The sequence below is a fragment of the Streptomyces sp. NPDC104307 genome, from assembly GCF_055584045.1.
The window spans coordinates 20,596-41,019 of sequence record NZ_JBVJMU010000017.1; the positions used below are offsets into that span (position 1 = coordinate 20,596).

The 20,424-nt window shown below is 71.7% G+C and carries 20 protein-coding genes; 19 read left to right on the forward strand and 1 reads right to left on the reverse strand.

Annotated features, from left to right (window positions below):
* Positions 1-159 precede the first annotated feature (159 nt).
* The 14 genes from ACZ601_RS31340 to ACZ601_RS31405 all read left to right on the forward strand — a co-directional run bounded on the left by ACZ601_RS31340 (position 160) and on the right by ACZ601_RS31405 (position 15,006).
* Entirely contained in the window at positions 160-1,833 is a 1,674-nt protein-coding gene (locus tag ACZ601_RS31340) for a CTP synthase (protein ID WP_440573160.1), read from the forward strand.
* 88 nt (positions 1,834-1,921) lie between these two features.
* Positions 1,922-2,548 carry an NUDIX domain-containing protein gene (locus ACZ601_RS31345; protein WP_469544362.1) on the forward strand — a complete coding sequence of 209 codons (627 nt, stop codon included), beginning with the start codon at positions 1,922-1,924 and terminating at the stop codon, positions 2,546-2,548.
* A 167-nt stretch (positions 2,549-2,715) separates the two neighbouring features.
* Positions 2,716-4,779, forward strand: a complete 2,064-nt coding sequence (locus ACZ601_RS31350; protein ID WP_469544364.1) for a tetratricopeptide repeat protein — start codon at positions 2,716-2,718, stop codon at positions 4,777-4,779.
* A 144-nt stretch (positions 4,780-4,923) separates the two neighbouring features.
* Complete coding sequence (gene ald, locus ACZ601_RS31355; protein ID WP_440573173.1) at positions 4,924-6,039, forward strand: alanine dehydrogenase; 1,116 nt, start codon at positions 4,924-4,926, stop codon at positions 6,037-6,039.
* Positions 6,040-6,406: 367 nt separating this feature from the next.
* Positions 6,407-7,525 (forward strand): ParA family protein, encoded by a 1,119-nt coding sequence (locus ACZ601_RS31360; RefSeq protein WP_123468964.1) that lies wholly within the window; start codon positions 6,407-6,409, stop codon positions 7,523-7,525.
* Positions 7,522-8,118, forward strand: coding sequence for a hypothetical protein (locus tag ACZ601_RS31365; RefSeq protein WP_469544570.1), 597 nt, complete (start codon positions 7,522-7,524; stop codon positions 8,116-8,118). Before ACZ601_RS31360 ends, ACZ601_RS31365 begins: the two co-directional genes overlap by 4 nt.
* Positions 8,119-8,197: 79 nt before the next feature.
* Positions 8,198-9,259 (forward strand): segregation and condensation protein A, encoded by a 1,062-nt coding sequence (locus tag ACZ601_RS31370; RefSeq protein ID WP_469544366.1) that lies wholly within the window; start codon positions 8,198-8,200, stop codon positions 9,257-9,259.
* Entirely contained in the window at positions 9,256-9,903 is a 648-nt protein-coding gene (scpB, locus tag ACZ601_RS31375) for an SMC-Scp complex subunit ScpB (RefSeq protein WP_469544368.1), read from the forward strand. Before ACZ601_RS31370 ends, scpB begins: the two co-directional genes overlap by 4 nt.
* Positions 9,903-11,114, forward strand: a complete 1,212-nt coding sequence (locus ACZ601_RS31380; protein WP_440573155.1) for a pseudouridine synthase — start codon at positions 9,903-9,905, stop codon at positions 11,112-11,114. The genes scpB and ACZ601_RS31380 overlap by 1 nt, the downstream gene beginning before the upstream one ends.
* Before the next feature lie 127 nt (positions 11,115-11,241).
* Positions 11,242-11,385 carry a hypothetical protein gene (locus ACZ601_RS31385; RefSeq protein WP_469544370.1) on the forward strand — a complete coding sequence of 48 codons (144 nt, stop codon included), beginning with the start codon at positions 11,242-11,244 and terminating at the stop codon, positions 11,383-11,385.
* Positions 11,382-12,461 (forward strand): AAA family ATPase, encoded by a 1,080-nt coding sequence (locus ACZ601_RS31390; RefSeq protein WP_469544372.1) that lies wholly within the window; start codon positions 11,382-11,384, stop codon positions 12,459-12,461. Before ACZ601_RS31385 ends, ACZ601_RS31390 begins: the two co-directional genes overlap by 4 nt.
* Positions 12,458-13,192: an NUDIX hydrolase gene (locus tag ACZ601_RS31395; protein ID WP_469544374.1), complete on the forward strand. Its 735-nt coding sequence runs from the start codon at positions 12,458-12,460 to the stop codon at positions 13,190-13,192. The genes ACZ601_RS31390 and ACZ601_RS31395 overlap by 4 nt, the downstream gene beginning before the upstream one ends.
* Positions 13,189-14,211 (forward strand): ADP-ribosylglycohydrolase family protein, encoded by a 1,023-nt coding sequence (locus ACZ601_RS31400; RefSeq protein WP_469544375.1) that lies wholly within the window; start codon positions 13,189-13,191, stop codon positions 14,209-14,211. Before ACZ601_RS31395 ends, ACZ601_RS31400 begins: the two co-directional genes overlap by 4 nt.
* 3 nt (positions 14,212-14,214) lie before the next feature.
* Entirely contained in the window at positions 14,215-15,006 is a 792-nt protein-coding gene (locus ACZ601_RS31405; RefSeq protein ID WP_440573150.1) for a nucleotidyltransferase domain-containing protein, read from the forward strand.
* Here the strand turns inward: ACZ601_RS31405 and ACZ601_RS31410 are convergent.
* Entirely contained in the window at positions 14,995-15,705 is a 711-nt protein-coding gene (locus tag ACZ601_RS31410; protein WP_469544377.1) for a nucleotidyltransferase domain-containing protein, read from the reverse strand. The two genes, ACZ601_RS31405 and ACZ601_RS31410, sit on opposite strands and share 12 nt — an antisense overlap.
* Before the next feature lie 179 nt (positions 15,706-15,884).
* Here ACZ601_RS31410 and aroH point away from each other — a divergent pair, with 179 nt between their 5' ends.
* The 5 genes from aroH to der all read left to right on the forward strand — a co-directional run bounded on the left by aroH (position 15,885) and on the right by der (position 20,362).
* Positions 15,885-16,247, forward strand: a complete 363-nt coding sequence (gene aroH, locus ACZ601_RS31415; protein ID WP_371774024.1) for a chorismate mutase — start codon at positions 15,885-15,887, stop codon at positions 16,245-16,247.
* Positions 16,244-17,329 (forward strand): prephenate dehydrogenase, encoded by a 1,086-nt coding sequence (locus tag ACZ601_RS31420; RefSeq protein WP_440573148.1) that lies wholly within the window; start codon positions 16,244-16,246, stop codon positions 17,327-17,329. The genes aroH and ACZ601_RS31420 overlap by 4 nt, the downstream gene beginning before the upstream one ends.
* Before the next feature lie 123 nt (positions 17,330-17,452).
* Complete coding sequence (gene cmk, locus ACZ601_RS31425; protein WP_440573147.1) at positions 17,453-18,169, forward strand: (d)CMP kinase; 717 nt, start codon at positions 17,453-17,455, stop codon at positions 18,167-18,169.
* Positions 18,166-18,828, forward strand: coding sequence for a lysophospholipid acyltransferase family protein (locus ACZ601_RS31430; RefSeq protein WP_469544380.1), 663 nt, complete (start codon positions 18,166-18,168; stop codon positions 18,826-18,828). The genes cmk and ACZ601_RS31430 overlap by 4 nt, the downstream gene beginning before the upstream one ends.
* Positions 18,829-18,892: 64 nt before the next feature.
* Positions 18,893-20,362: a ribosome biogenesis GTPase Der gene (gene der, locus ACZ601_RS31435; protein ID WP_073739298.1), complete on the forward strand. Its 1,470-nt coding sequence runs from the start codon at positions 18,893-18,895 to the stop codon at positions 20,360-20,362.
* The last annotated feature ends 62 nt before the right edge of the window (positions 20,363-20,424 follow it).

Sequence of the window (20,424 nt, forward strand, 5' to 3'; positions counted from 1 at the left end):
GGCTCCCCCGGTCGCTGATACCCTGGTAGCCCGTGGACCGGTGGTCGTCTGGCAACAGCAGACGAGGCCCCCGAACCGCAGCGACGGCGCCTCCGGAATCTCCGGACGGCAAAGCCGGTACGCACCTCACGATCGCGACCACGGGAGCCCCCTTTGGCTATGCAGCCCACATCCACGACGACCAAGCACATCTTCGTCACCGGGGGTGTCGCCTCTTCCCTCGGCAAGGGTCTGACTGCCTCCAGCCTCGGTGCCCTGCTCAAGGCGCGCGGCCTTCGGGTCACCATGCAGAAGCTCGACCCGTACCTGAACGTCGACCCGGGCACGATGAACCCCTTCCAGCACGGTGAGGTGTTCGTCACCAACGACGGCGCCGAGACCGACCTGGACATCGGACACTACGAGCGCTTCCTCGACGTCGACTTGGACGGCTCCGCCAACGTCACTACAGGCCAGGTGTACTCGCAGGTCATCGCCAAGGAGCGGCGGGGCGAATACCTCGGTGACACCGTGCAGGTCATCCCGCACATCACCAACGAGATCAAGCACCGCATCCGCCGAATGGCCACCGACGACGTGGACGTCGTCATCACCGAGGTCGGCGGCACGGTCGGCGACATCGAGTCGCTGCCGTTCCTGGAGACCGTCCGCCAGGTCCGCCACGAGGTGGGCCGGGACAACGTCTTCGTCGTGCACATCTCGCTGCTGCCCTACATCGGCCCGTCCGGCGAACTGAAGACCAAGCCGACCCAGCACTCGGTGGCGGCGCTGCGCAACATCGGTATCCAGCCGGACGCGATCGTGCTGCGGGCCGACCGCGAGGTGCCGACCGCGATCAAGCGCAAGATCTCGCTGATGTGCGACGTCGACGAGTCCGCCGTGGTGGCCTGCCCGGACGCCAAGTCGATCTACGACATCCCCAAGGTGCTGCACTCCGAGGGCCTGGACGCCTACGTCGTGCGCAAGCTCGACCTGCCGTTCCGGGACGTCGACTGGACGACCTGGGGGGATCTGCTGGACCGCGTCCACAACCCCGACCACGAGGTCACCGTCGCCCTGGTCGGCAAGTACATCGACCTGCCCGACGCCTACCTCTCGGTCACCGAGGCCATCCGGGCCGGCGGCTTCGCCAACAAGGCCCGCGTCAAGGTCAAGTGGGTCGCCTCCGACGACTGCAAGACCCCGGCGGGCGCCAGGAAGCAGCTCGGTGACGTCGACGCCATCTGCATCCCCGGCGGCTTCGGCGAGCGCGGTGTGATCGGCAAGGTCGGCGCCATCCAGTACGCCCGTGAGAACAAGGTGCCGCTGCTCGGACTCTGCCTCGGTCTCCAGTGCATCGTGATCGAGGCCGCGCGCAACCTCGCGGAGATCCCCGACGCCAACTCCACCGAGTTCGACGCCGCCACCGCCCACCCCGTCATCTCGACGATGGAGGAGCAGCTGGCGTTCGTCGAGGGCGCGGGCGACCTCGGCGGCACCATGCGGCTCGGCCTCTACCCGGCGAAGCTCGCAGAGGGCTCGCTGGTCCGTGAGGCGTACGACGGCCAGCCGTACGTCGAGGAGCGCCACCGCCACCGCTACGAGGTCAACAACACCTACCGCGCCGAGCTGGAGAAGAAGGCCGGTCTGGTCTTCTCCGGCACCTCCCCGGACAACAAGCTCGTCGAGTACGTCGAGTACCCGCGCGAGGTCCACCCCTACCTGGTCGCCACCCAGGCGCACCCGGAGCTCCGCTCCCGCCCGACCCGCCCGCACCCCCTGTTCGCGGGCCTGGTGAAGGCGGCCGTCGCGCGCAGGACGGGCAGCACACCGGAAGCCACGCCGAGCAAGTAACGGCACCCCCGCAGGCGTTACGGTTGACCGGGGTACGCGTCCTTCGAGGACGTGTACCCCGGTCACTGTTTTTTGTGGGAGGACGTAGATGGGTTTCCAGGACACGCCCGAGGAATGGCCGGTCACCGCGACCGAGACCCCGTTCCGGGGCAACAAGACCAGCGTCCGCACCGACCAGGTGGTGATGCCCGACGGATCCGTCCACGGCCGCGACTACCAGGTCCACCCGGGTTCGGTCGCCGTGCTCGCACTCGACGACGAGGGCCGCGTCCTGGTGCTGCGCCAGTACCGCCACCCGGTGCGCCACAAGCTGTGGGAGATCCCGGCCGGACTGCTCGACGTCCCCGGCGAGAACCCGCTGCACGCCGCGCAGCGCGAGCTGTACGAGGAGGCGTACGTCAAGGCCGAGGACTGGCGGGTGCTGACCGACGTCTACACCACGCCCGGCGGCTGTGACGAAGCCGTACGGATCTTCCTCGCCCGCGACATCTCCGAGGCGGACGGCGAGCGTTTCGAGGTCGCGGAGGAGGAGGCCGACATGGAGCTGGCCCGGGTGCCGCTCCAGGACCTCGTACGCGGTGTGATCGCCGGGGACCTGCACAACAGCTGCCTGGTGGTGGGGGCGCTCTCGCTCGCCGCGGTGCTCGCGGGCGACGGGGTCGAATCGCTGCGGCCCGCGGAGGCGCCCTGGCCCGCCCGGCCGTTCGAGGCCTGACGGCCCGTCGGACAACCGGAACGTCCCCCAGTCGGAAAAAACGCTGATCCGATCGGGGGACCCGTCCGCCGCGCTCCACCGGATTCGCCCACCCGCCTGAACTACGCTCGGAATGCCCTGACCGGAGTCCCGGCGGGCGACGCGTGCAGCGAAGTGGAGCGTGGCCCGTGACGGATCAGGCGGTGGACACCAGCGACCCGGCCGAGGCAGCGGGGACCGAGGGGCCGGCCACCGACGGGCCATCCCAATTCTTCGGGCGCGAGCGCGAGTTGAAGGAACTCCGGGCCGACATCGAACGGGCCGGACTGGACACCATGGCCGGTCGCAAGAGCGTCCGGGCCCGGGTCCTGCTGATCGCCGGACGCCCCGGCTCCGGCCGCACCGCGCTGGCCGGCGAGCTCACCCGGCGACTGCTCGGCACCGGCGACTACCCCGACGGCCTGCTCCGCGTCCGGCTCACCGAACCCGGCGGAGCCCCGGTCCCCACCGAACGCGCCGCCCGGGACCTCCTCGGCCAGCTCGACGTGGTGGGACCACCCGGCGCGGACGAGGACGAGCTGTCCGAAATGGTCCGCGAAGCCCTCGCCGTACGCCGGGTCCTGCTGCTGATCGACGACGCGCCGGATGCCGAACAGGTCGACCCGCTGCTCCCGGACAACCCGGACTGCCTGGTCGTCGCCACCGCGCAGGGCCCGCTGACCGGTCTCCCCGGCGTCCGGCCCTGCACCGTCGGCGGACTGGAGGCGGGCCCCGCGGTCCAGCTGCTCGCCCGCACCATCGGGCAGGTCCGCATCACCGTCGACCCGCGGACCGCCGAGACGCTGGCCGAGGAGTGCGGTGGCCAGCCCGCCGCGCTCGTGATGGTCGGGGGCTGGCTGGCCGCGCACCCGACCGCCTCTGTGGCGGACGTCACCAAGCAGCTGCGGGAACTTCCCGACGACGCCGAACTGCCCACCGGCGCCCGCCCGCTGGCCCGCGCCTTCCGGCTGATCCACGACTCGCTGCCGCCGGCCGCCGCCCGGATACTGCGACTGCTCTCGCTGGCCCCCGCCGGACTCGCCGACGCCCACACCGCGTCCGCGCTGGCCGGCTGCTCCGTCTCCGCCGCCCAGACCACGCTCGACGACTTCGTGCGCCTGGGGGTGCTGCGCGGCAATGGGGCCGACCGGCCGCAGTACGAGGTGCCCGGCTGCCTGGCTCCGTTGCTGCGGGCGCTGCTGGAGGACCGGGACCGTGCGGCCGAGATCCAGCTCGCGCGGGCGAGGATGCTGGAGCGGACCGTGCGCCTGCTCCAGTCCTGCCGCGCGGTCACAGAGCCCGAGGGCTCACCGGCCCGGCGCAGACTCGCCGGACTGCCGCGCACCCTGCGCTTCCCCGGCCCGGAGGCCGCCGCCGAATGGCTGCGGATCCGCCGTCCGGCTCTGCTCGCCTCCGCCCGGATCGCCGTGAAGGACGGCGAACTCGACACGCTGGCACGGCGGTTGGTGGCCGCACTGGTGCGGGCGCTCGCGGTGCACGAGGGCACGGAGGCGGCCGCGCCCGAGCTGTACGGACTGCACGGTCTGGTGCTGGCCGTCGCGGAGCGCCGCGAGCTGCCGCGCGAGCGGGCGGCCGCCCTGCTCAACCTCGCGGACCTGGACGCCGGGACCGGCCGGACCCGGGAGGCGCTGGCCCGCTACCGGGCCGCGCTGGATGCCGGACGGGCGGCGAAGGACCCGTACGCCACCGGGCGCGCGATGGAATCCGTGGGCGGCGCCTACGCGGAGCTGGGCGACTTTCACCGGGCCTCGGACTGGTACGGCCGGGCGCTCGCGCAGCGGCTCACCCAGGGCGAGAAGGCCGACGAGGCACGGCTGTACGGGCGCCTGGGCACGGTCCACACCTACGCCGGGCGGTACGGCGAGGCGCTGCGGAACTGGCGCGCCGCGGCGGCCGGCTACCGCAGGCTCGGTGACCTGCCCGCCCAGGCGCGGGCGCTCAGCGAGGTGGCCCGGGTCCAGGAGTACGCGGGCCGTCCGCAGGAGTCGTTGCAGACGTGCCGGGAGGCCGTGCAGTGGGCGCGGCAGGCCAAGGACGTACGGCTGCAGGCCGCCCTTGAGCTGCGGCTGGCCGACACGCTGGACCGGCTCGGTGACCCCGCGGCCGCGGGGCTGCACCGGGGTACAGCCGACAGATTGCTGGGTGAGGAGAGTGCAGCCTACGAAATCCGTAGTACGGCGACGGAAAATTAATGCTTTGTAAGGCTAGACAGCGGGAAGCCCTTCATTAGACTGGCTTTGCCGCGGGTGTTCGCGGTGTCTCCATTTACACTGCGTCTATCCGGGTATGTATCGCTATGCCCGGATAACCCCTCTGAGTCAAGGACCGTGATCGACGTGAAGGTCGGCATCCCCCGCGAAGTCAAGAACAACGAGTTCCGCGTGGCGATCACGCCTGCCGGTGTGCACGAGCTCGTCCGCCACGGCCACCAGGTCGTCGTCGAGGAGAGCGCCGGTGCCGGCTCGTCCATCACGGACGCGGAGTACGTCGCGGCCGGGGCGCGGATACTGCCCACCGCCGACGAGGTCTGGGCCACCGCCGACCTGCTGCTGAAGGTCAAGGAGCCGGTCGCGGAGGAGTACCACCGCCTCCGCAAGGGCCAGACCCTCTTCACCTACCTCCACCTCGCCGCCTCCCGCGCCTGCACGGACGCGCTGCTGGAGTCCGGCACCACCGCCATCGCCTACGAGACCGTCGAGACCGCGAACCGCGCGCTGCCGCTGCTCGCCCCGATGTCCGAGGTCGCGGGCCGGCTGGCCCCGCAGGTCGGCGCGTACCACCTGATGCGCTCGGTCGGCGGCCGCGGTGTGCTGCCCGGCGGCGTCCCGGGTACGGCGGCCGGGCGGGCCGTCATCATCGGCGGCGGCGTCTCCGGCTGGAACGCCACCCAGATCGCCGTCGGCCTCGGCTTCCACGTCACGCTGCTCGACAAGGACATCAACAAGCTCCGCGAGGCCGACCGGATCTTCGGCACCAAGGTGCAGACGGTCGTCTCCAACGCCTTCGAGCTGGAGAAGGCCGTCGTCGAGGCGGACCTGGTCGTCGGCGCCGTGCTCATCCCCGGCGCGAAGGCCCCGAAGCTGGTCACCAACGAGCTCGTCGCCAAGATGAAGCCCGGAAGTGTACTTGTCGACATTGCAATTGATCAGGGTGGCTGCTTCGAGGACTCCCACCCGACGACGCACGCCGAGCCGACCTTCATGGTTCACGACTCGGTCTTCTACTGCGTCGCCAACATGCCCGGCGCGGTGCCGAACACCTCCACGTACGCCCTCACCAACGCGACGCTGCCCTACATCGTGGAGCTCGCGAACCGGGGCTGGGCCGAGGCGCTGCGCCGTGACGCCGCGCTCGCCAAGGGGCTCAACACCCATGACGGGCAGGTCGTTTACCGTGAGGTGGCGGAAGCGCACGGCCTCGACCACGTCGAACTGAGCACGCTTCTCGGCTGAGGGTCAACCCCTCCCGTCAACCTCGCGCACCCGGCCGGACCTTGCCGAGCAAGGTCCGGCCGGACGCATGCCGGGCCCCTGCCGGACCCCGTGCAACTCGCCTCGAACGTAACCCTTTAACCGATTCGTGCACCCGCGAAAAGTACGCCCGGAGGGCTGCGCGCCCTTGACAGCGGGGTGTTCGATTGCCGACACATCGGGCCGGGTCCGGCGGATTGTGTTGCTGCGAACCGGTGACACGCCATAGAGTCGCCAATCGTCGGCATGGTGCCACGCTGACCTATCGATAAGTTTCCTGGTCACGTCCAAGGAGGTAAGACGACTTGTGAATGAGTCGACATTTACTCCCGGGGGTGTTCAACCAGGGATGCCTGCACGGGGCCAGAGCCCGAACGGGCTGGAGGCTGTCGGCTCCGTCGCTGTCCGCACCTTCGCCACCCACCAGCACATGACGACAGCCCCCCAGATGATGGACGGCCTACACGTGAACGCCATGGCCGGCAACGAGAGTGGCCGGGACACCGCCCACTTCGCCGACTTCGACGAGGCGCCCCAGGGGCGCTTCTACGACCCCGACGCCGAGTACGAGCCCGATCCGGAGTACGCGGCCACTCTCGCGCCCGACGCCGCCCGGCAGCGCCGCGAGCGGGTCGGCCCGACCGGCCGGCCCCTGCCGTACTTCCCGATCCCGGGCCCGCTGACCGATCACGGCCCCGCCAAGATCATCGCGATGTGCAACCAGAAGGGCGGCGTCGGCAAGACCACGTCGACCATCAACCTGGGTGCCGCGCTCGCGGAGTACGGGCGGCGGGTCCTGCTCGTCGACTTCGACCCGCAGGGAGCCCTGTCGGTCGGTCTCGGCGTGAACCCGATGGAGCTCGACCTCACCGTCTACAACCTGCTCATGGAGCGGGGTATGGCGGCCGACGAGGTCCTCCTCAAGACCGCCGTGCCCAACATGGACCTGCTGCCGAGCAACATCGACCTGTCGGCCGCCGAGGTCCAGCTGGTCAGCGAGGTGGCCCGGGAATCCACCCTGCAGCGCGCCCTGAAGCCGCTGATGGCCGACTACGACTACATCGTGATCGACTGCCAGCCCTCGCTCGGCCTGCTCACCGTGAACGCCCTGACCGCCGCGCACAAGGTGATAGTGCCGCTCGAATGCGAGTTCTTCGCACTCCGAGGTGTGGCGCTGCTCACCGAGACCATCGAGAAGGTCCAGGAGCGGCTCAACCCCGAGCTGGAGCTCGACGGCATCCTCGCCACCATGTACGACTCCCGTACGGTGCACAGCCGCGAGGTCCTCGCGCGCGTCGTCGAGGCCTTCGACGATCACGTCTACCACACGGTCATCGGGCGTACGGTCCGCTTCCCGGAGACCACGGTCGCCGGCGAGCCCATCACCACGTACGCGTCCAACTCGGTCGGTGCCGCCGCCTATCGCCAGCTCGCCAGGGAGGTGCTCGCCCGGTGTCACGCCGAGTGAGTCTGCCGGGGGCCGACGAACTGTTCCGTACCACCGGGGGGATGGGCCTGCAGTCCTCGTCCCCCGCCGAACGACGGCGCAAGGCGAACGGCGAGGCCGCCCGGGTACCCGCCCCGGCCGGCGGCGAGAGCGACCCCGGGGCCGACGCCCCGGCGACGGGCTCCGAGGCCCCGGCCGCCCCCGCCGCACCGGAGGAGCACTCGGCGGCCAGGGCCGACGCGGGCGATTCGCGCAGCCGCGGCGGTGAGAACGACCGGATGGCGGTGGCCGCACAGGCCGGGCGCCGTCCGCAGCCGCCCTCCTCGCAGGAGCCGGTTCCGGCGCCCGTGGTCCAGCAGCAGCGCAGACGCGGTGGCGGGCGCGGCGCGAACCGGCGGCCCAGCGGCCGGGAGCGCCACGACGAGAAGATCACGGTCTACGTCTCCGCCGAGGAGCTGATGGACCTCGAACACGCTCGGCTGGTGCTGCGCGGCGAGCACGGGCTGGCCATCGACCGGGGCAGGATCGTCCGTGAGGCGGTCGCCGTCGTCCTGGCCGACCTGGAGTCCCGGGGCGACGCGAGCATCCTCGTACGGCGGCTGCGCGGCCGCTGACGGGCCCGGCGCCGGTAGCCTGCCCCGGAGGGCGGGCCGCCGTCCGCCCGCCCCGTGTCCCGCCGCACCCTGGATCCCCATGCCCTCACCCGACGAGCCCGCCCGCACCTCCCGCCGCCCGCTGGGCCGCGGGCCGGGCGGCGGGCCCGTACCGGTGCCTGTCCCCGAACCCGCGCCTGTTCCCGTACCGGAGCCTGATCCGGCGCCTGTTCCCGTACCGGACCCCGAACCTGCGCCTGTTCCCGTACCGGACCCCGAACCCGCGCCTGTTCCCGTACCGGAGCCTGATCCCGTCCCCGTCCCCGCGCCCGTTCCGGATGCCGAGGACGGTCGGTTCACCGTGCGGCTGGCGAACTTCGAGGGGCCGTTCGATCTGCTGCTGCAGCTCATCTCCAAGCACAAGCTGGACGTGACCGAGGTGGCCCTGTCCAAGGTCACCGACGAGTTCATGGTCCACATCAGGGCCATGGGCCCTGACTGGGACCTGGACCAGACCACCGAGTTCCTTGTCGTCGCGGCGACCCTCCTGGACCTCAAGGCGGCCCGGCTGCTGCCCGCTGCGGAGGTGGAGGACGAAGGGGACCTGGCGTTGCTGGAAGCCAGGGACCTGCTCTTCGCGAGGCTGCTGCAGTACCGCGCGTACAAGCGCATCGCGGAGATCTTCAGCGAGCGGCTCGAATCGGAGGGCCGCCGCTTCCCCCGTACCGTCGGGCTGGAACCGCACCACGCGGAGCTGCTGCCCGACGTGGTGATCAGCATCGGGGCCGAGGGCTTCGCGAAGCTGGCCGTGAAGGCGATGCAGCCCAGGCCCCGGCCGCAGGTATACGTCGACCACATCCACGCCCCGCTGGTCAGCGTGCGGGAGCAGGCCGGGATCGTGATGGCCCGGCTCCGGGAGGCGGGGGAGATGAGCTTCCGGGAGCTGGCCGGGGATGCCCCGGACACGCTCACCGTCGTCGCCCGGTTCCTGGCGCTGCTGGAGCTCTACCGGGAGAAGGCCGTCGTCCTGGACCAGGAAGAGGCGCTGGGGGAGCTGATGGTGCGCTGGGCCGGGGAGCAAGGGGCCGAGCCGGTCGTCACGGACGAGTTCGACCAGGAGGCACCGGACATGCGGGACGAGCGGCAGGACGTGAAGGCATGAGTGAGCAGGACGTCACCGGACCGGCTGTCGCGGGCCTCGATCTGAAGCCCGCCCTGGAGGCCGTGCTGATGGTCGTCGACGAGCCCGCCACCGAGGAGCACCTGGCCAAGGTGCTGGAGCGGCCCCGGCGGGCCGTCGCGGACGCGCTGCGGGAGCTGGCCGACGAGTACACCGTGCAGCGCCGCGGCTTCGACCTGAGGCTGGTCGCGGGAGGCTGGCGGTTCTATACCCGGCCCAGGTACGCGGCGGCGGTCGAGGGCTTCGTCCTGGACGGCCAGCACGCCCGTCTCACCCAGGCGGCGCTGGAGACCCTCGCGGTCGTCGCGTACCGGCAGCCGGTGAGCCGTTCCAGGGTCTCCGCGGTGCGCGGCGTGAACTGTGACGGGGTCATGCGGACCCTCCTCCAGAGGGGCCTGGTCGAGGAAGCGGGCGCGGAACCCGAAACAGGTGCGATCCTGTACAGGACGACGAACTACTTTCTGGAGCGAATGGGCCTGCGTGGCCTGGACGAGCTCCCGGAGCTCGCGCCCTTCCTACCGGAGGCGGACGCGATCGAGGCTGAGACGCTAGAGGGTGTGCCGTCGTTCGATCCGGACGCACCGGACACCCCGGATACTCACGCAGACGACAAGACGGAATTTTGATGCGAAGCAGTGGCAGGAACAGCGGAAGCGGCAGCGGCGGCTCCAGGAGCGGCGGCGCCGGCGGAGGCGCGGGCCGGAGCGGCGGCGGCTCCAGGAGCGGCGGCGGCGCGGGCCGGAGCGGTGCCCGGAACAACATCGGCACCGGCCGGAACACCAACCCGAACCCCCGGGTCTCCGGCTCAGAGCGCGACGACAAGCAGGAGCAGCGCCCCCGCCGGCCCCGCCCCGAGGAGCGCCGCTACGACGTGGGCAACGACAAGCCGGGCGGCGACGGCGGCACCCGCAAGGGCCGCGGCGCGGCGGCCCGCGGCGGCGCCAAGGGCGGCCCGAAGGCGGCCTCCGGCGGCTCGAAGAGCAGCGGCCGGCGTGCCCCGTACGGCGCCCCCGCCCGCCCGCGCGAGCTCGACGCCAAGATCGAGCAGCGCAACCGTGACCGGTACGCGAACAAGCCCGAGATCAGCACGCCCAAGACGCACCCCGGCGCCGAGCAGGAGGGCGAGCGGCTGCAGAAGGTCCTCGCCAGGGCGGGCATGGGCTCGCGCCGCGCGTGCGAGGAGCTGATCGAGCAGTCCCGCGTCGAGGTGAACGGCGAGATCGTCGTCGAGCAGGGCATGCGCGTCGACGTCCACCACGACGAGATCAAGGTCGACGGCCTGACGGTCGCCACCCAGTCGTACCTGTTCTTCGCGCTGAACAAGCCGGCCGGTGTCGTCTCCTCGATGGAGGACCCGGACGGGCGCCAGTGCCTCGGCGACTACGTCACCAACCGTGAGACGCGGCTCTTCCACGTCGGCCGGCTGGACACCGAGACCGAGGGCATCATCATGCTCACCAACCACGGCGAGCTGGCCCACCGTCTCACCCACCCCAAGTACGGCGTGAAGAAGACCTACCTGGCCGCCATCCAGGGCCCGCTCCCGCGCGACCTGGGCAAGCGGCTCAAGGACGGCATCCAGCTGGAGGACGGGTACGCCCGCGCCGACCACTTCCGGGTCGTCGAGAACACCGGCAAGAACTACCTGGTCGAGGTGACCCTCCACGAGGGCCGCAAGCACATCGTCCGCCGGATGCTGGCCGAGGCCGGCTTCCCGGTCGAGCGGCTCGTGCGGACGTCGTTCGGCCCGATCCCGCTGGGCGACCAGAAGTCGGGCTGGCTGCGCCGGCTCACCAACACCGAAGTGGGCATGCTGATGCGCGAGGTCGGTCTGTAGACCCCGGCTCCACCGCGCACGGCCCGCGGCCGGTTCCTGGATTCCGAATTTCGGACAGGAACCGGCCGCGGGCCTTTTGCTACCTGCGTTCGACCTTTATAGTCAGAATGACTATTAAGGGGGCGGTGTGAGTCTCGCGAACGTCTTCGGTCCGGTCTTCGATCCGCTGCGGCAGCCCCTGGCGATGGCTCCGGGCGCCCCGGCCGGCCCGCGCGACCGGCGGCGCGGTCTCACCGTCCGGCAGCGGGAGTTCACGGAGGCCCCGGCATGAAACGCTTCGCGCACGGCCTGGTGCTCGGCAGGTTCTACCCGCCGCACGCCGGTCACCACCACCTCGTCCGCACCGCGCAGGACCGTTGCGAGCGGGTGACCGTGCTGGTCTGCGCCGCCTCGGTGGAATCCGTTCCGCTCGCGGACCGGGTCGCCTGGATGCGCGAGGTGCACCCGGACGTGACGGTGGCCGGCGCCGTCGACGACACCCGGATGGATCTCCACGACCCGGCGGTCCGGGACGCCCGCATGGCGGTCTTCACCGCGGCCGTGCCCGACCGGGTGGACGCCGTCTTCACCTCGGAGCCGTACGGGGACGAGCTCGCCCGCCGCTTCGGTGCGGAAGCCGTCGCCGTCGACCCGGACCGCACGGTCTTCCCGGTCTCCGGCACCGCCGTGCGCGCGGACCCGGCGGGCCACTGGGACTTCCTCGAACCGCCGGTCCGGGCCGCGCTGGCCCGCCGGGTCGTCGTCCTGGGCGCCGAGTCCACCGGCACCACCACCCTGGCCCGCGCACTGGCCGCCCAGTACCGCAGGCGCGGCGGCGTCTGGGCGCTCACCGGGTACGTCGCCGGGTACGGACGCGAGTTCAGCGAACAGAAGCCGGCCGCGCTGCGCGCCCGCCGGCCCCGCGCCCAGTGGGAGGACGTCGCCTTCACGACCGACGGCTTCTCGCTGATGGCCGAGGCCCGGAACGCCCGGGAGGAGGCGGCCGCCCGTACCGGATCCCCGGTGCTCGTCTGCGACACCGACTCCTTCGCCACCACCGTCCGGCACGAGCGGTACGTCGGCGGCCGCGACCCGCTCGTCGAGCGCACGGCCGACCGGGCAGCCCATCACCTGTGGCTGCTGACCGACCACGAGGGCGTCGCCTTCGAGGACGACGGGCTGCGCGACGCCGAGGAGCTGCGGCCCCGGATGACCGACCGTTTCCGATCCGAACTCACCCGGACAGGAAGGAACTTCATCGAAGTCACCGGAAGCCGCCAGGAGCGCCTGGCCACGGCCGTCGAGGCGGTCGACGCCCTGCTGGCCAGGGGCTGGCACTTCGCCGAGCCCCTTCCGGAGCGGCGATGAGCGGCGCCGCACCCGAGGGCTACGACCCGCACGCCTTCGAACCGTTCGCCGTCACCGTGGACCTGGCCGTCTTCACGGTCCGCGACACCCGGCTGCACGTCCTGCTCGTCGAGCGGGGCGAGGACCCGTACAAGGGCCGGTGGGCGCTGCCCGGCGGCTTCGTCCTGCCCCGCGAGTCCGCAGAGGACGCGGCCCGCCGGGAGCTGGCCGAGGAGACCGGGCTGAGCGAGGACACCGTCTCGGCCCTCCACCTGGAACAGCTCGCGACGTACAGCGAACCGGACCGCGATCCGAGGATGCGGGTGGTCTCCGTCGCCTACGCCGCGCTCGTCCCCGATCTGCCCGAACCCCGCGGCGGCGGCGACGCGGCCAGCGCCGGATGGTGGGACGCCGGAGAGCTCGGCGCGCTCGCCTTCGACCACGACCGCATCCTCGCCGACGCACAGATCAGGATCGGCGCCAAACTCGAATACACCTGCCTGGCCACCGCGTTCTGCCCGTCCGAATTCACCCTGGGAGAGCTCCAGCAGGTGTACGAGACGGTCTGGGGCGTCGAGCTGGACCGGCCCAACTTCAGGCGCAAGGTCCTCACCACGCCCGGCTTCGTCCAGGCAGCCCAGGGGCCACCGCGCCGTACCGGCGGACGGGGAAAGCCGGCCGCCCTCTACCGGGCGGGCGCCGCGACCGCCCTGCACCCCCCACTGCTGCGACCGGAAGGAAGAAGCACGTGATCGTGACCAGGACCATCACCAAACAGGCCGCCACCGGCGCGCTGACCGGGCTCGCGCTCGGCGACGCGCTGGGATTCCCGACCGAGTTCAACAACGTCCCCTCGATCCTCGCCAAGTGCGGGCCGTGGCGCCGGATGCGGCTGCCGAACCCGGCCTTCGTCACCGACGACACTCAGATGACCCTCGCCCTGGGGCGCGGCATCCGGTCCGCCATGGACCGGGGGCTGCTCACCCCGATGCGGCTGGTGCGCCCGGTGCGCGAGGAGTTCGTTGACTGGTACCACTCGCCCGACAACAACCGCGCCCCCGGCCGCACCTGCATGACCGCCTGCCGGATGCTCGACAGCGACCGCGTCTGGCAGGAGGCCAGCCAGACCGGCTCCAAGGGCTGCGGCGCCAACATGCGGGTCGCACCCATCGGACTCGTACCCGGACTGAGCGACGAACAGCGCGCCGGATCCGCCCAGTTGCAGGCGGCCCTCACCCACGGACACCCCACCGCACTCGCCGCGTCCGACCTGATGGCCCGCGCGGTCTACCTGCTGGCGCAGGGCGCGGACCCGGTGGGCCTGATCGGGCAGCTGCGCAGCTACGCGTACGAGAACAGCGGCACCTACCTCACCCGCTGGCTCGGGGACCTCTGGCGCTACGCCGGCGACTCCTCGCCCGAGGCCTACATCCAGCGGGGCTGGGAGGAGTGCCTGACCGCACTGGAGCGCGTCCAGGACGCGCTGCGCGACCCGTCCCCTGAGACCGATCCCTGCGAGGCGACCGGCGACGGCTGGATCGCCGAGGAGGCCCTGGCCACGGCCCTGCACTGCTTCCTGCTCTTCCCCGGCGAGCCGGTCACCGCCCTGCGCCGCGCCGCCTGCACCCGGGGCGACTCGGACTCGCTCGGCTGCCTGACCGGTGCGCTCGCCGGGGCGCACCTGGGCTCCGGTGCCTGGCCCAAGGAGTGGTCGGAGCGGATCGAATACCGGAGCGACCTGCTGTCCCTGGGGGCGCTCTGGGACTCTTGAGCCATGCGTACGGACATGAAGCGTCTCAAGGAAGCCGGGCTGCCGGTCACAGACCTCGGCCCGGTCGTCGCCGGGGAACGCCACCCGCTGCTGTTCGCCACGGTCTCCGGGGCGCATCTGTACGGATTCCCCTCCAAGGACTCGGATGTGGACCTGCGGGGGGTCCACCTCCTGCCCGCGGCCGATCTCCTCGGCCTGCGCGAGCCGGCGGAGACCCGGTCCCGGATGTGGGACCAGGACGGCGTGGAGATGGATCTGGTCACCCATGACCTGCGCAAATTCGTCCGGCTGATGCTGAAGCCGAACGGCTACGTACTGGAGCAGCTGCTCTCCCCGCTGGTCGTGCACACCAGTGCGGCGCACGCGGAGCTGGTGGCTCTCGCCCCGGCCGTCCTCACCCGCAACCACGCGCACCACTACCGGGGATTCGCCAACACCCAGTGGCGGCTCTTCGAGAAGACCGGTGAGCTCAAGCCGCTGCTCTACACCTTCCGGGCACTGCTCACCGGCATCCATCTGATGCGCAGCGGCGAGGTACTGGCCCATCTGCCGACGCTGCTGGACCGGGTGGCCGCGCCGGCCTCGCTGCCCGGCCTGATAGCGGCCAAGGCCGAGGCCGAGCACGGGGGAGCGGAGGGCGTGGACCGGGCGGAGGCGGCGCGGGACGTCGAGTCGCTGCACCGGGTGCTCGACGCGGCGCAGGAGGGCACGGACCTTCCGGACGCGCCGGGCGGGTTCGACGCCCTGCACGGGCTGGTGGTGCGGGCGCGGCTCGCCGGGGCGTCAGCCGGCTGAACCGTCCCCGGCCGACGCCGACGCCCGCCGGGTGCGGATCAGGAAGTCCTCGATCCGCGCCCGGTCCGGCTCGGCCGGCAGCGGGGAGGCGACGGCCGCCGCGTCGTTCTCCTCGGCCAGCCTGTTCATCCGCCGCTCCACCTCCGGCCAGGTCACCTCGCCGCGCTTGACCGCCAGCAGCCCCTCCCGCTCATCCCTCACCTCGATGGTGAGCTCACCCGTACGCAGCAGGTCCCGGCCGCTCGTCAGCAGCCGCAGCAGATGCATGGCGTGCTTCCAGCGCGGCGCCCCGTGCAGCCGTACGTCCGCCTCCAGCTTTCTGCGCTGGCCCATCGCGTAACGGACGAAGGTTCCGTGCGCCCGCCGGGAGAGGAAGGCGCCGCGCAGCGAGAGCAGTTCGCGGCCGGTGGCGTCGGCGTGTTCGACCAGCGGTGAGTGCAGGCACTCCAGGACGTTGGGGTTGGCCCGAAGCGCCAGTTCGCAGAAGCGTTCCAGCTCCCAGGAGAACTGTTCGTGGGCCGGTCCCTCGACATGGGCCGGCGGCTTGTCGAACCGCCAGAACAACGGGGTCGGTGCGAGGAAGACCCCCCGCCGGTCGGTGTCGCTGTCCTCCGTGGCCAGCCCGAAGGCGCGCGAGCCCATCACACAGGAGTAGACGGTGTGGTCGCGCACCAGCGCCTCGTCGGACGGAGTGATCATGCGGGGAGGGTACGCGAGGGCCCGGGGCGGCCACCCCGTGGACCCGGCGCCACCGACGCGTCTCACGGACAGGGCGGCCCGGCGCGGGACCCCGCCACCCCTCTACGCTGAAACAGCCGGAACACACAGGCAGCGAACACAGGCAGTACGAAGCGGTACGCACTAGCAAGGAGCACGACGTGGCGGTACGAGCGGTCCGAGGAGCCGTCCAGCTGGAGCGGGACGAGGCCGGGCACATGGGCGAGCAGGTCGGCGCTCTCCTGACAGCCGTCCTGGAGCGCAACAGCCTCGTCCCGGACGACCTGATCAGCATCTGGTTCACGGCCACCACCGACCTGCACAGCGACTTCCCGGCCGCCGCGGCGCGTGGCATCGGTATCGTCGACGTACCGCTGATCTGCGCCCAGGAGCTGGACATCGAGGGGGCGATGCCCCGGGTGGTCCGGATCCTCGCCCACATCGAGACCTATCTCCCCAAGTCCGAGATCGCCCACGTCTACCTCGGCGCCACCGCCGCCCTGCGCAAGGACATCGCCCAGTGAGAAACGCCGTCGTCATCGGAACAGGCCTCGTCGGCACCTCCGCGGCCCTCGCCCTCGCCGGCCGGGGCATCACGGTGTACCTCGTCGACCACGACCCGGAGTCGGCCCGGACGGCGGCCGCGCTCGGCGCGGGCACCGACGAGGCGCCGGACGGCCCGGTCGACCTGGCGATCGTCGCCGTGCCGCCGGCCCACACCGCGTCCGTGCTCGCCACCGCCATGCGCGAGGGCGTCGCCCGCGGCTACCTCGACGTGGCCAGCGTCAAGGGCGGACCGCGCCGCGAGCTGGAGGCACTCGGCGTCGACCTCGCCCCGTACATCGGCACGCACCCGATGGCCGGCAAGGAGCGCTCCGGTCCGCTCGCCGGTACCGCGGACCTCTTCGAGGGCCGCCCCTGGGTCCTCACGCCGACCCGCGACACCGACACCGAGGTCCTCAACCTCGCCCTGGAACTGGTCGCGCTCTGCCGGGCCGTGCCGGTCGTCATGGACGCCGACGCCCACGACCGGGCCGTCGCGCTCGTCTCGCACACCCCGCAGCTGATCTCCTCGATGGTCGCCGCCCGGCTGGAGGAGGCCGACGAGACCGCGGTACGCCTGTGCGGGCAGGGCATCAGGGACGTCACCAGGATCGCCGCGTCCGATCCCCGGATGTGGGTGGACATCCTCTCCGCCAACCCCGGACCGGTCGCCGACGTCCTCGCCGGGGTCGCCGCCGACCTGGACGAGACCGTCACCGCGCTGCGCGGGCTGCAGTCCGCCGACGAGGACAAGCGCCGCGCCGGCACGGAGGGCATCCAGGACGTGCTGCGCCGGGGCAACGCCGGCCGGGTCAGGGTGCCCGGCAAGCACGGCGCGGCCCCCGCCTCCTACGAGGTCGTGGCCGTCCTGATCAGCGACCGGCCGGGCGAGCTGGCCGGGATCTTCGCGGACGCGGGCCGGGCCGGGGTCAACGTCGAGGACGTACGCATCGAGCACGCCACCGGCCAGCAGGCGGGTCTCGTGCAGCTCATGGTCGAGCCGAGCGCCGCCCCCGGCCTCAGCGCCGCCCTGCGCGAGCGCGGCTGGTCGATCCGTCAGTAGCCCTTGGAGCACCGGGCAGGGAGGCGGTTGTCCACAGGGGTGGTCGGGCCCGCGCCGACACTCGGTAACCTTGTGCGGGGCGGGTTCGCGCGTCCCGTCCCGCCCACCCCGTGTACCAGGAAGGTGTCCACCACCGTGGAAACCGTAAGCGCCGCCGCCCGGACCGCCCCGGCCGCAGTGATCGTCGCCATCGACGGGCCCTCCGGCACCGGCAAGTCCAGCACGTCCAAGGCCGTCGCCGCCCAGCTCGGCCTGAGCTATCTGGACACCGGTGCCCAGTACCGGGCGATCACCTGGTGGATGCTGAACAACGGCATCGACGTGCACGACGCGCTGGAGGTGGCCACCGCGGCCGCCAAGCCCGTCATCGTCTCCGGCACCGACCCCGCCGGCCCGACGATCACCGTCGACGGCGAGGACGCCTCCGGCCCGATCCGCACCCAGGAGGTCACCTCCAAGGTCAGCGCCGTCAGCGCCGTCCCCGAGGTGCGCACCCTGATCACCGAGCTGCAGCGCACCATCGCCCGGGGCGCGGAGAAGGGCATCGTGGTCGAGGGCCGGGACATCGGCACGACCGTGCTGCCCGACGCCGACATCAAGATCTTCCTGACCGCTTCGCCGGAGGCGCGCGCCGCCCGCCGCAGCGGAGAGGTGCGGGGCTCCGATCTCGCCGCCACCAAGGAGGCGCTGATCAAGCGGGACGCCGCCGACTCCGGCCGCAAGACGTCTCCGCTCGCCAAGGCGGCCGACGCCGTGGAGGTGGACACCACCGAGCTGACCCTCAAGCAGGTCATCGAGTGCGTCGTCACCCTCGTCGGGGAGAAGCAGGCGGCGAAGTGAGCCCAGCCGCGGGCGCGCCCACGCTGCGCGGAGCGGCGGTCGGGCGCTCCATCGGGATCGGGCTGATGTACGGGCTGTTCAGGCCCCGGGTGCTCGGCGCGTGGCGGGTCCCCGCCTCGGGACCCGTCATACTCGCGGTGAACCATTCGCACAACGTCGACGGTCCGATGCTGATGGGCACCGCGCCCAGGCCCGTCCACTTCCTGATCAAGAAAGAGGCGTTCGTCGGCCCCCTGGACCCGTTCCTGCGCGGAATCGGTCAGCTCAAGGTGGACCGTACGACCGCCGACCGCACCGCCATCACCCACGCCCTCGGCGTACTGGGGGACGGCGGGGTGCTCGGGATCTTCCCCGAGGGCACCCGGGGCGAAGGAGACTTCGCCTCGCTGCGCGCCGGACTCGCGTACTTCGCGGTACGCGGCGGGGCGCCGATCGTGCCCGTGGCCGTACTGGGAAGCACGGAGCGCCGCGGACGGTTGATATCAGCGCTGCCGCCACTGCGCAGCCGCGTCGATGTCGTCTTCGGCGAGGCGTTTGAGGCCGGTGACGGAAGCGGGCGGCGCACGCGTAAGGCGCTCGACGAGGCGACCGTGCGGATCCAGGGCCGGCTGACCGGCCACCTGGAGCAGGCCAGACGCCTCACCGGGCGCACTGGGTAAGACTTGAGTAGTGGACCGCGTGCTGCGTGGTCCATCGATGATGATGCAAAGAGGAACGGACTTCATGAACGACCAGATTCACTCCGGCGGCTCGGACCACGAGCACGGAGCGCTTGGCGATGCCGAGTACGCGGAGTTCATGGAGCTCGCCGCGCAGGAGGGGTTCGACCCCGAGGACGTCGAGGGCGCGATCGGTGAGGCCGGTCACGGACCGCTTCCCGTGCTCGCCGTCGTCGGCCGCCCCAACGTCGGCAAGTCGACGCTGGTGAACCGGATCATCGGCCGCCGTGAGGCCGTCGTCCAGGACAAGCCCGGCGTCACCCGTGACCGCGTCAGCTACGAGGCCGAATGGGCGGGCCGCCGCTTCAAGGTCGTCGACACCGGCGGCTGGGAGCAGGACGTGCTGGGGCTCGACGCCTCCGTCGCCGCCCAGGCCGAGTACGCCATCGAGACGGCCGACGCGGTCGTCTTCGTGGTCGACTCCACCGTCGGCGCCACCGACACCGACGAGGCCGTCGTCAAGCTGCTGCGCCGGGCCAAGAAGCCCGTCGTGCTCTGCGCCAACAAGGTCGACGGACAGAGCGGCGAGGCGGACGCCACCGCGCTCTGGTCGCTCGGCCTCGGCCAGCCGCACCCGGTCTCCTCGCTGCACGGCCGAGGCACCGGCGACATGCTGGACGCCGTCCTGGACGCGCTTCCCGAGGCCCCCGCCCAGTCGTTCGGCACCGCGGTCGGCGGACCGCGCCGCATCGCGCTGATCGGCCGCCCGAACGTCGGCAAGTCCTCGCTGCTGAACAAGGTGGCCAATGAGGACCGGGTCGTCGTCAACGAGCTGGCCGGCACCACCCGTGACCCGGTCGACGAGCTGATCACGCTCGGCGGCATCACCTGGAAGTTCATCGACACGGCCGGCATCCGGCGCCGGGTCCACCTCCAGGAGGGCGCGGACTACTACGCCTCGCTGCGTACCGCCGCCGCCGTGGAGAAGGCCGAGGTCGCCGTGATCCTGATCGACTCCAGCGAGTCGATCAGCGTCCAGGACCAGCGCATCGTGACCATGGCCGTCGAGGCCGGGCGTGCGATCGTCGTGGCCTTCAACAAGTGGGACACCCTCGACGAGGAGCGCCGCTACTACCTGGAGCGCGAGATCGAGACGGAGCTCGCGCAGGTCGCGTGGGCCCCGCGGGTCAACGTCTCCGCGCTCACCGGCCGCCACATGGAGAAGCTGGTCCCGGCGATCGAGACCGCGCTGGACGGCTGGGAGACCCGCGTTCCGACGGGCCGGCTGAACGCGTTCCTCGGCGAGATCGTCGCCTCGCACCCGCACCCGATCCGCGGCGGCAAGCAGCCCCGTATCCTCTTCGGCACCCAGGCGGGCACCAAGCCTCCGCGCTTCGTGCTCTTCGCCTCTGGCTTCCTTGAGCACGGCTACCGGCGCTTCGTCGAGCGCCGGCTGCGCGAGGAGTTCGGCTTCGAGGGCACCCCGATCCACATCTCGGTGCGGGTCCGCGAGAAGCGCGGCCGCAACAAGTAGCCGGCGTGCCGCCCGTCCGGCCGCAACAAGTAGCCGACGGACGGGCGGTGCGGCCCCGGCGC

Coding starts and splice junctions, on each gene's coding strand:
- ACZ601_RS31340 (WP_440573160.1), top strand. CDS start 160: ATGCAGCCCACATCCACGACGACCAAGCACATCTTCGTCACCGGGGGT.
- ACZ601_RS31345 (WP_469544362.1), top strand. CDS start 1,922: ATGGGTTTCCAGGACACGCCCGAGGAATGGCCGGTCACCGCGACCGAG.
- ACZ601_RS31360 (WP_123468964.1), top strand. CDS start 6,407: ATGCCTGCACGGGGCCAGAGCCCGAACGGGCTGGAGGCTGTCGGCTCC.
- ACZ601_RS31370 (WP_469544366.1), top strand. CDS start 8,198: ATGCCCTCACCCGACGAGCCCGCCCGCACCTCCCGCCGCCCGCTGGGC.
- scpB (WP_469544368.1), top strand. CDS start 9,256: ATGAGTGAGCAGGACGTCACCGGACCGGCTGTCGCGGGCCTCGATCTG.
- ACZ601_RS31380 (WP_440573155.1), top strand. CDS start 9,903: ATGCGAAGCAGTGGCAGGAACAGCGGAAGCGGCAGCGGCGGCTCCAGG.
- ACZ601_RS31390 (WP_469544372.1), top strand. CDS start 11,382: ATGAAACGCTTCGCGCACGGCCTGGTGCTCGGCAGGTTCTACCCGCCG.
- ACZ601_RS31395 (WP_469544374.1), top strand. CDS start 12,458: ATGAGCGGCGCCGCACCCGAGGGCTACGACCCGCACGCCTTCGAACCG.
- ACZ601_RS31405 (WP_440573150.1), top strand. CDS start 14,215: ATGCGTACGGACATGAAGCGTCTCAAGGAAGCCGGGCTGCCGGTCACA.
- ACZ601_RS31410 (WP_469544377.1), bottom strand. CDS start 15,705: ATGATCACTCCGTCCGACGAGGCGCTGGTGCGCGACCACACCGTCTAC.
- der (WP_073739298.1), top strand. CDS start 18,893: ATGAACGACCAGATTCACTCCGGCGGCTCGGACCACGAGCACGGAGCG.